7 protein-coding genes are annotated in these 10009 nt (G+C 71.6%); 3 read left to right on the top strand and 4 right to left on the bottom strand.

The features are described 5' to 3' along the window. Nucleotides 1–813 precede the first annotated feature (813 nt). Entirely contained in the window at nucleotides 814–1032 is a 219-nt protein-coding gene (locus BIV23_RS44545) for a hypothetical protein (protein ID WP_071386707.1), read from the bottom strand. A 116-nt stretch (nucleotides 1033–1148) separates the two neighbouring features. On the opposite strand from BIV23_RS44545, the gene BIV23_RS44550 reads away from it, so the two are divergent. Continuing rightward, nucleotides 1149–3353, top strand: a complete 2205-nt coding sequence (locus BIV23_RS44550; RefSeq protein WP_071386713.1) for a trehalose-6-phosphate synthase — start codon at nucleotides 1149–1151, stop codon at nucleotides 3351–3353. A gap of 478 nt (nucleotides 3354–3831) precedes the next feature. On the opposite strand, the gene BIV23_RS44555 is transcribed toward BIV23_RS44550, so the two are convergent. Both BIV23_RS44555 and BIV23_RS44565 read right to left on the bottom strand, forming a co-directional pair. Further along, nucleotides 3832–4488: a hypothetical protein gene (locus tag BIV23_RS44555; protein ID WP_071386708.1), complete on the bottom strand. Its 657-nt coding sequence runs from the start codon at nucleotides 4486–4488 to the stop codon at nucleotides 3832–3834. A 1598-nt stretch (nucleotides 4489–6086) separates the two neighbouring features. Beyond that, nucleotides 6087–6740, bottom strand: a complete 654-nt coding sequence (locus BIV23_RS44565) for a TetR/AcrR family transcriptional regulator (RefSeq protein ID WP_071386710.1) — start codon at nucleotides 6738–6740, stop codon at nucleotides 6087–6089. Nucleotides 6741–6830: 90 nt separating this feature from the next. Between BIV23_RS44565 and BIV23_RS44570 the strand changes: the two genes are divergently transcribed. Together BIV23_RS44570 and BIV23_RS44575 are read left to right on the top strand one after the other, a co-directional pair. Next, nucleotides 6831–7244, top strand: a complete 414-nt coding sequence (locus tag BIV23_RS44570) for a DUF4345 domain-containing protein (protein WP_071386711.1) — start codon at nucleotides 6831–6833, stop codon at nucleotides 7242–7244. 447 nt (nucleotides 7245–7691) lie between these two features. Continuing rightward, nucleotides 7692–8525, top strand: a complete 834-nt coding sequence (locus tag BIV23_RS44575; protein ID WP_079173815.1) for an SDR family oxidoreductase — start codon at nucleotides 7692–7694, stop codon at nucleotides 8523–8525. Nucleotides 8526–9427: 902 nt separating this feature from the next. Here the strand turns inward: BIV23_RS44575 and BIV23_RS44580 are convergent. Beyond that, on the bottom strand, nucleotides 9428–10009 hold a 582-nt coding region (locus tag BIV23_RS44580; protein ID WP_071386712.1), incomplete at its 5' end, for a hypothetical protein.

Consider the following 10009-nt stretch of genomic DNA (forward strand, 5'->3'; position numbering starts at 1 on the left):
GGTTGGTGCAGGTGTTGCCGATGGCGGGGTTGAGGCGGGGCTGCGTCACGGAGGGTATGCGTGCAGGTTCCGGCGGCGGGCGATGCTCCTGGGCCGGCGTGAGTACTCCTGGGTGGGGTGGCCTGCGCCATGTCGTGCGTCGTGGCGGTGGCGGTAGCGGTGTCTGGTGGGTGGATCACGTCACGGAGTGTGGCCGCGGAGGTTGGAAGGTGTGGTGTCCGTCCGTGACGGGTCCACCCGGTGCGTTGTCGTGGCGCCAGGGATCGGTGTGTTCCGCGCCGACTCGCGGTGGAAGGAAGGAGGTCCTCGGGCCCGGTGGCGGCTTGTTTGCGCCGAGCTATCGGGTGCGAGGCGCGGGCGCTGAGGGCCGGTCCGCGGAATCTGTTCCAGGTGCGTGCGGCCGTGCTGTCCGCCAGCGGTCCTGAGTGTGGTCACGGGGCGTGCCGGTCGCGGTGGTGTAGTGCGCCGCAGCCGGGATACTCCTGTGCGCCGGCGTGGCGTAATCAGCAGGTCTCGCAGCGGGGCACGCCCAGGGCGCGGGTCCGGCCCCGTTGGCTTCGTAGTCGTCGCGTCCGGCCCTTCCCTGGCCGGGCACTGCCCTTCCCGCGCGGAGCACGGTTCTTCTCTGGCTGGGTGCCGCCTCTCGGTGGTCGGGCACCGCGCTTTCGGGTCGTGGCTTTGCCGTGCGGACGGCTGGGGCAGGTGATGCGGAAGCCGGCCGGCGCGGACCGCGAGGCGGATGCGCGGCCGGGTGATGGTGGACCCCGTACCGCTGGTTTCGGCCAGGCCGTCAGGACGCCTTCAGTGTGGTCGTCACCAGGCCGGGTCGTGGGTGATCGGGTCGACGATGCGGGCTCCGTCGTCGGGGTGCAGTGGCGGCGGGTTTGCGCTGGCGTGCTGGATCGCCCGGATCGCCCGCCCGAGCCGGGCGGTACGTGGGTCGTCGCTGTGCAGCAGATGGGTGACCAGGCCTGAGGGTGTGTCGTGTGCGGCGGACACGAGCTCCTCGCGCGCGGGGTCGGCGTCGTGCATAGCGCCTCCGGGTCTCCTGGGCGGGGTGGCCGGGACACCCCGCTCCTGAGAATATCACTATATGTGGTGATTTCATCACAATGGGTTGTGTTGAAGGAGGAGTGGTGGTCAACGCCATGTGCACGCCCCATCGCCGGGCCGCTCGTCCCGCCGCTCCGGATCCGTCCGCCGACGCGGCTCGGGTGCTGGTCACCGACCTCGACGGCACGCTCCTGGCGGGAGACGGCCGCGCGCGCCGAAGGCTGTGCCATCTGCTGGACCTGCACCCCTGCATCACCGTGGTCTTCGCCACCGGGCGCTCAGTGCACTCCGTGCGTGAGGTTCTGGCCGACGACCCGCTGGTGCCCGTGCCACGCTGGATCATCGCCGATGTCGGGGCCAGCGTGGTCGACGCCGCCGACGGCAGCCGTGCCGAGGCCCTCCAGGAGCGGCTGCGCGCCGGATGGCCCGGTGCGGACCGGGTGCGCTCAGCCCTGGACGGCTTCACCGGGTTGTTCTATCAGGACGCGGTCGTGCAGGAGGGACGGTGTTCCTTCTACCTGTCTCCCGAGCACCTGACCCCGGATCTGAAAGCGGCGGTGGCCGAACTCGGCTGCTCGTGGACGTACTCCGCCGGACGCTACTTCGACGTCCTGCCTGCGAACGCGGGTAAAGGGGCGGCCGTACGGGAACTCGCCCGCATGCGGCGCTGGCCGCTGCGTTCCCTGCTCGTGGCGGGCGACTCCCTGAACGACCTGTCTCTGTTCGACCTGGGCGCCCATGGCGTGGTCGTGGGCAACGCCGAATCCGGTCTGGCCGCGCGTGTGCCCCTGTGCGCGCGGGTGCACCGTCCGGCACTGGACGGTGCGGCGGCGATCCTGTCGGCCCTGGAAGACCTCGGCTGGATCAGCCGGCCCTCGCGCGTGGTGGTCGGATACCACCGTCCGCCCCTGCGCTGGTCGCAGCGCGGATGGCAGGCTCCCGTCAGCCCCAACGGCATCCTGCCCACGCTCACCTCTGCCCTGGAACCGCGTTCCTGCGGCGAAGACGTCGTATGGGCGGCCGCACTCGTCACCGACCAGGACGCTCCCTCCGCTGCCCCAGCCTCAGCCCCTGCACCCGCTCTTGCCCTCGATCCCGCCCCTGCCCCGGTCATCTCTTTCACGCGATGTTCCTGCCCGGCGCCTCCCACCGCGCTCCGCTTGGCGTTGCTGCCCATTGCATCCGCGACCTGGGCGGGCTACTTCCACGGCGCCTGCAAGGAGACCCTGTGGCCGGCCCTGGTCTCCGTACCCGGCCTGATCCGTCACGACCCGCGCCACTGGGGCGACTTCGAACAGGTCAACTCCGCCTTCAGTGAGCACATCGACGCCCACGCCGCCCCCGGAGCGACCGTATGGCTGCACGACTACAACCTATGGCTCGTCCCCGGCCTGCTCAAAGAACGCCGCCCCGACGTGACCATAGGCATCTTCCATCACACGCCCTTTCCCACACCGGACATGTTCCGTCGGCTTCCCGCGGCCGGACAACTGCGCACCTCACTCGCGCATCTGGACTGGGCCGGCTTCCACACCACCGCCGACGCCGACAACTTCCGGCGGCTCCTTGCCGGTGCCGCCCGCCCGCCACGCACTGCAGTGCATCCCCTGGGTATCGACCATCAGGCGGTACAGGCCCACGTCGGTTCGCGTACCGCGGGCTGCCGGCCCTGGGCCGGCGGGCAGTTGGTGCTATCCGTCGAACGCCTCGACTACGCCAAGGCGCCCGTGCACAAGATCCATGCCCTGGCGGCTCTGTTCGAGCGGGCGCCACAGTTCCGGGGCCGGGTGCGGTTCCGGCTCATCTGCCCGCCTCCCGAACCGGGCATCCGCGCCTACGAGGCCACCCGCACGCGGCTGGAGCAGGCGATCGCCGACCTCAACTCCCGCTGGGGCACCGAGTCCTGGCAACCCGTCGACTATGTGCCCCGGACGCTGTCCTTCGAGCGCATCGTGGACAACTACCTTGTGGCGGACATCTTCTGGGTGACCTCGCTGGCCGACGGGATGAACCTCACGGCGCAGGAGTACGTCGCCTGCCGGGCGGCGGCCGGACGCAGCGGCGTGCTCGTACTGTCCAGGCACACCGGCTTGGCCGCCCACCTGGGCGGGGCCGCGCTCCTCACCGATCCCGGCAGGCCCGACGACCTGGTCGACACCCTCCATCAGGCCCTGACCATGACCCCCCGAGAGCGACGCCTGCACACCGCCCGCCTCGCGGCCCGCCTCACCGCCCCGGCCCCGGACGACTGGGCCCGTGCGATCTTGAAAGAGATCTCCTCCACCGCCGTAGGGCCCTGACCGCTCCCTTGCCAAGCAGGGCGCTGCGGATGCGGAGGACGGCCCACCGCGACCGTTCCGGGCGGGGGCTTCTTCCTGGCGCCGGTCAGCCCGACCGCACCTGCCGTACCACCGCGGGTGAGGCGCAGCGCGGCTGTGGCAGTGGTCGAGGCCGGAGTGGACTTGACTGTGCTGCTCAAGTGCTACCGCCTGCGCGCCGTCCTGGGACACGAGGTGACACTGCGGGCGAACGCTGAGAGGAGAGGTGGGTGGCGAGGGCGTGTTCAGGTGTGTCTGTGGGAGGCGTCTGGGGTGGAAATCCGCAGGTGGACCGGCTGACTCGAGGAAGGGGCGCCGGCCCTGGCGCCAGGGGGGTGTGACGCCTGGTGCCCGGGTCCGACGGTATGCGTACGGCCTGTGGATTGTCGGACAACGGTGGTGACCGGGGGCCCGGCCCGATTGCGGCGGCCGGGGCCCATGGCGTGCTTTCGGACTGCGATCAGTAATCGTCGTCGCGGTCGCCGTGGTCGCAGTTCACACGGAAGCTGGCCACGACACCGTCCTTGACGTGGATGCCCCTGGTGTGTCCCGGGTTCACGCCGTAGCTGTCGCTGTGGGCGCCGACACTGGCGATGGGCGCGCCGTTGTCGCAGACCGCCCCGCGGAAGACCTCCACGCGGCTGCGGCTGTCGTTGCGGACGTTGATGGTCCTGGCGCCCAGGCCGCTGACCACGGTGATGCACTCACCGGAGTGGGCGGAGTAGGACCGCTCGTTGATCAGGATCCGGCCCCCCTCCCTGTGGCCGTGGCCGTGGCCCCGGCCCCTGCCTTCGCCGCCTCTGCCCCCGTCGCCCCTGCCTTCGTCGTCTCTGCCCCCGTCGCCCCTGCCTTCTTCGCCGCGGCCTCCGTTGCCCTTGTCCTGTCCGGAGCCGCCGTCGAGGGAGGCTTCGGGAGCGGTGGCCGGAGCAGGGGCCGGAGCAGCGGCCCGGGCGGCAGGGGCAACAGCCGGGGCGGCTGCCGGTGCGGCGGCGGCCCGGGCCGGCTGCGGCGCCGAGGTGGGGGCGGAGGCAGCAGAGGCGTAGGTGATGCCGGTCGCGGCGAGTGCCGCGGCGGCCGAGACGGTGGCGGCCACCATGGTGGAACGAGCGAGCTTCATGTCGCTTCTCCTGTTCTGGATATCTCGGAGATGCCGGCTCGTCAGCCGACTGCGATCAAACGTACTCATGGCAGTCATAACGGTCATATTGGAGGACTGAGGTGGGGGCCGTTCGGGGTACGCGCGGCCCTTGCCCGCCGCCCAGGTGGGACGCGAAATGACCGGGCAAACGGGTGGAATGAATGACTATTAGCCTTTCTGGATGATCCACTGACGCCTGATCATCCGCTTCCGGCGGTGTGTCGCTGCGAAAGCCGTCACCTAATTCGTGTTAAAGCTCCGCCTGGGCCTCCTCGGCGTGCGGCCGGGTAGAAAGATCATCGGGTGGCAGCGGGTCGGCCCTGCCAGGGGTCGGTGCTGCTGACCGGCGAGTCCGTGCATGCGGTGATGTGTGTCCTGGCCCCGGTCTTCGCGGGCCGGTCGTACGGGACCGCGCCGGACGTCGGCCGGCTGGTCGGTTGGGCGCGGTGGCGTGCCGTTGACGTCTGCGGCGCGCGGATCCCTGGGGCGCCGTACAAGCGAATGTGCGGTCCATGGGCGGATGCACGGCGGCCTCTGCCAGGCCGGCCGAACGGCCCGGCCCCGTGACTGCCCCTGCCGTCTGTGAGGCCGGGAGGCGGGGGAGCGGTGCCCGGCCGAGGGGTCCTCGATCGGCCTTCACCGGGGTAGTCCGTGACGTGGTGGGCCGGATCCCGTCCCATGGGCCCGATCGGCCTTCTGCGCACAGGGGTTGGATGGCCTGCGGCCGGGCTCGCCGCGATGTGCGCGCACGTCGCCCGTCGCGGCGCACGGGCACCGCAGCCCGCGGATGTCTATGGGGTCGACGTGTGGCAGCGGGCCCTGAACGGCCTGTCCGTATCATTCGCCTTGCCCGCCTTGCCCGCCTTGCCCCGGGTCGGCGTCGTCGGCTCGCCGGATGGCGTGTGGTTCGTGGCCGTCGTCCGGCTGGGGTGACCGCGGTGCGGCGGTCATGCACAGCAGGTGCGGTGCCGTGTGGGGTACGGGTGATGTCGTGGGCGAACACTCCCGGCCGCCGGACCCGGACCCGGGCCCGGGGCGGCAAGGCTTACTGAGTGCGCGCGCTGCGGAGTGCCGGGCCCGGGCGGGGCAACGGCGGCGAGAGTGCCGTCACCTTGCCGACACGGCCGTACCCGGGCGGTTGGTCCGCCCGCCGTGACGGTGCCCGGGGGGACCGGATCCCCTGTGGCGCGGCGACGTGGCGAGGACGTCCCGGTTGTCCCGGCCATCGGTCCGGTACGGCGTGTGCGCCGACGCCGCCGGCACACCTTTCGGCTCGGAGGTGGAGACACCAGTCCGCAGCCCTAGCTCTGCTCGGCTCCTCCGGGGTGACGGCCGGGGGAGCTTGCCCTCTCCGGCGGGCGCGAGTGTCGGCCCGAGACAGCGGCTGTGCCTCGGGCCGACGGATGCGGGAGCGTGGACCGGAGCGCGCTGGGCCTGCGTGGCACGGGACGGGATTCGAGCAGGCGGCGCGGGCCGGCACGCGTCTGGGGCGGGGCCCGGCTGTATCCGGCCGGTGAGATCCTCGTACGGACGGTCGAGGCGTCCGGGCCCGGTGCGATGGCGGTGCGCCGCGCTCCCTAGGCGTCTCGGTGCGTCAGTCCCGGGGTCCCTGCGCCGGGCGTCTGCCGCGGCCGGTCGGAGGCGGGGCCCTGTGCGAGCAGCGGCCGCAGGGCGCCGAGCGCCGCGCCGACGCAGGCGTCGCGCAACTGGGTGCGGGTGCAGGTCTCGTGGGCGAGCCAGTCGACACACAGGACCTGGACGAAGACCAGCCAGCTCTTCAGGACGGCGGACACGGCCTCGCGGGCGTTCTCGTCCGCGAGCGGGAGTACGGCCAGCAGCCGCGCACGGAGTGCGTCCAGCTCGTTCGTCATGATCGTCTGGATCACCGGGTCGCCCGCGAGGACCCGGTTCGCGGCGAGGACGGCGTTGCGGTTGGCCACGAAGTAGTCGAGATGGACGTCCATGCCCTGGGCGAGCTGCTCCGCCAGGGAGTCGGCGGGGTCGAGGCGCGTCCCGGCGAGCAGCTGGTCCGCCGCCTGTTGGTAGACGGCGGCGAACAGTGCGTGCTTGCTGGGGAAGTGACGGTAGAGCAGGGCCCGGGAGACCCCGGCTTCTGCGGCGACCTCCTCCATCAGTACGTCGGCGTAGGGGTGTGCGGCGAAGAGCCGTGCACCGACGGCGAGGAGCTGGGCGCGGCGGTCGGCGGGGGCGAGTCGCTGGCGAGGAGGCACGGGCGAAGTTTAGTTGACATGCGTCTACTTGTGTCGCCACTGTAGTAGACGCATGTCAACTAAACTTCGCTGTGACGGCTTGGAGGAATGATGGCCGGAGCTCTGCGCGTACTCACCACGCTGATGGGCTGGGCCTGCGTGGCGATCGGGCTGTTCCACGTGGCACTCGGCAACGCGGCGATCCCCGGAGCCGGTTCCGCCGGTACGACGGTCGACAGCTGGGGCCGGTTCATGGGGGCCGGCTTCGTCGGCTACGGGCTGGCCTGGCTCTGGGCCGCGCGGCAGCGTCCGATCCCAGCCCGGGAGGTGCGGTGGCTGGCCGGCGTGTTTCTGCTGGGCGGCGTGGGCCGACTGCTCTCGCTCGCCGTGCACGGCTGGCCGCAGTGGTTCCAGATCGTGCTGGCGGTGATCGAACTCGGCCTGCCACCGGTCTTCTTCTGGCTGGCCGGCGCGGAGGAGCGTGTCCTGGCCAGCGACGCGGAGGCCGTGTCCGCCGGCCGGTGAAGCGTGCGTGAGCTCGTCTGGGCCGCACACCCCGGATGACGGGAAGGCCGGCACTGGCGGTGGGGAGTCGCGATCGTCGGCAGGGGCGCGGCGCGGTCGGGCCGGTGGACCCTCGCGAGCCGTACGGCCTCGGCTTGCTGTGCCCGAGCGGTGCGTCAACCGCCTGAAACAGTGGCGTGGCGCCGCCGTGTGCTGCGCGAAGACCGCGACGATCTACCTGGCCGGACTCCGCATCGCAGACATCTTCCCTCAGATTCCCACGCGGGTTGCTTTGGGTTCTCCCGGGCTCTCCCGGCCTCCCCCTCCGGGTCGGCCGACGGTCCGGAGGGGGAGGCCTGGATGGCGAGGCTTCGAGGCGCGGACGGTGCCTTGCCGGCGGTCGGCGGGGTGTGAAGTGCGCGCCGCCTTCGGTCTTGTTCTGGGCGGAACGACCTGTGAAGGGCGATCATGAGTGTGAGGGATTCGGGCGGCGGGTCCGCGCAGGCTGAGGATGGAAGCGGCGCAGCGACAGACGCCGCCACAGGCGCCGATGGCGCGCCCCTGGCGGGATGCGCGGCACTGGTGACGGGAGCGTCGAGTGGCATCGGTGCGGCCACCGCCTTGTCGCTGGCGCGGCACGGTGCCGCTGTGGCGGTGGTCGCCCGCCGTACGGGACGACTGGAGGAACTGGCCGCGGTGATCCGTGACCGGGGCGGCTCGTGCAGCGTTCTCACCGCCGACCTTGCGGACGCGGTGCAGGCGCGTCGGGCCGTCGAGGACGCCGTGGACTGCTGCGCGCGGCTGGACGTGCTTGTGAACAATGCCGGTTACGTGGCCATGGGCACGGTCGAGGAGGTCGACCCCACGGAGTGGGAACGGATGGTCGCCCTCAACTTCAACGCCGTCCTGCACCTGTCACAGGCGGCGATGCCCCACCTGCTCCGCGCGGCGGCGGACGGCCCGCGCGAAATCGCCGATCTCGTGAACGTCAGCTCGGTCGGGGGCCGGGTGGTGCGCCGGAACAACGGGATCTATTCGGCGACGAAGCACGCGGTAGGCGCGTTCAGCGAGGCCCTGCGCCAGGAGGTGACGGGAAGGGGCGTGCGGGTGGGGCTGATCGAGCCGGGCCTGACGGCGACGGAGATGGCGACCGGCCCCGGGTCCGCCGCCGCCCGTGGCCTGCCGCAGAACGCCTGGCTACATCCCGAAGACATCGCCCGCGCCATCACCTTCATGATCACCCAACCCCCGCATGTCGCAGTCAACGAGATCATGGTGCGTCCCACGGCCCAGGAACACTGACCGCGCTCAGGAACATGGACCGCGCCCAGGAATATTGACCGTCGGCCGCCCGCTGCTGGGCTGGTTTGCACACGCCCTGACCTGGCCGCAGACCGGCGACCCTGATCACTGCACCTGCCGACTCGGCGCACCCGCGCTGTCCCGCGGCACCGGACGCTCCGCCCGCACATCCCGAAACCGCCATGGCACTCCTTCGCGGGGTGGCCGCGCGTGCGACCGGCGTTACCGTCCCGGCCGACCGGGACGCCGGGAGGCCGTTGCCCGACAGCGCACCGGACGGGTAGGACCAGCTCCTGCGCCGACACAGGTGACAGGAACGGGCCGTCCACCCGCCAGATCGCCTCCTGCGCTTCGGAGCGGGGTGCCCCGTCTGCTCGGACCTGTCCGGCTTCAAGGCCTGCCGGTCGCATACGTGTCCGCAGGGCCGCGCCTCGTCACATGTGCCTGTGGGCCTCCTGTTCGTATCGGGTGCGCACGGCGCGGAAACCGCCGCAAGCGTCGGCTGGCGGGTTTCGCCGACGCCCTGACGGGTGGCCACCGCCTGGTGGCGGCCGCCCGTCCCGGTGTGTGGCTGGTGGTGGCCACCAGTCCGGGAGGGAGCCTCGCGGCCTTCACGGGTCGCGCCGCGAACGGTGCTTGGTCAGGGGGCGACGGGTTCTTCGAGGAGGTGAGGGCCGGCAGTCGACGGGGGTGCGGCCCATGTGCATGTGCTGGGGCTGGGGGTGTTCGGGGGGAAAGTTCCGTGGGTGGGCTGGTCTGCGTGTGGGGGGATGGGTGTGGGCCCGGGCGCCAGGGTGTGATGCCTGGTGTCCGGGCCCGGTGGTGCCTGTATGGGTTGTGGGTTGGGGTTCCCGGCTCGATTGCGGCGGGCCGGGGTTCTGTGTGGTGTTGTCGGTTCGGGGTCAGTCGTTGTAGCGGTCCCCGCCGCGGTCGCCGCCGCGGTCGCCGCCGCGGTCGCCGCCGCGGTCGCCGCCGCCGTCCCCGCCGCGCTCTCCGCGCTCTCCGCGGTCGTCGTGGTCGCAGACGACGCGGAAGCTGGCTACGACGCCGTCCTTGACGTGGACGCCGTCCTTGACGTGGAGGTCGTCGACTCCGAAGCTGGTGCTGAAGGCGCCGACGGTGGCGATGGGGGCGCCGTTGTCGCAGACCGCCCCGCGGAAGACCTCCACGCGCTTGTGGCTGTCGTTGCGGACGTTGAGGGTCTTGGCGCCCAGGCCGCTGATCACGGTGATGCAGTCGCCGGGGCGGGCGGAGTAGGACCGCTCGTTGACGAGGATGCGGCCCTCCTCCCTGCGCTCCTCGTGGCCCCGGCCTTCTTCGCGGCGCCCTTCGTTGCCCTTGCCCTCGTTGCCCTTGCTTTCGTTGTTGTTGCTGTTCGTGTTGCTGTTGGTGTTGCTCTTGCCCTGCCCGGAGTCGCCGCCGAACGGCGCCTGCGGGGCGTCGGCGACGGCGGCCGGGGCCGCCTGGGGCGCCGGGGCGGAGGC

Source organism: Streptomyces monashensis (assembly GCF_001866665.1).
Lineage (GTDB): Bacteria > Actinomycetota > Actinomycetes > Streptomycetales > Streptomycetaceae > Streptomyces > Streptomyces monashensis.

Coding starts and splice junctions, on each gene's coding strand:
- BIV23_RS44550 (WP_071386713.1), top strand. CDS start 1,149: ATGTGCACGCCCCATCGCCGGGCCGCTCGTCCCGCCGCTCCGGATCCG.
- BIV23_RS44545 (WP_071386707.1), bottom strand. CDS start 1,032: ATGCACGACGCCGACCCCGCGCGCGAGGAGCTCGTGTCCGCCGCACAC.
- BIV23_RS44575 (WP_079173815.1), top strand. CDS start 7,692: ATGAGTGTGAGGGATTCGGGCGGCGGGTCCGCGCAGGCTGAGGATGGA.
- BIV23_RS44570 (WP_071386711.1), top strand. CDS start 6,831: ATGGCCGGAGCTCTGCGCGTACTCACCACGCTGATGGGCTGGGCCTGC.
- BIV23_RS44555 (WP_071386708.1), bottom strand. CDS start 4,488: ATGAAGCTCGCTCGTTCCACCATGGTGGCCGCCACCGTCTCGGCCGCC.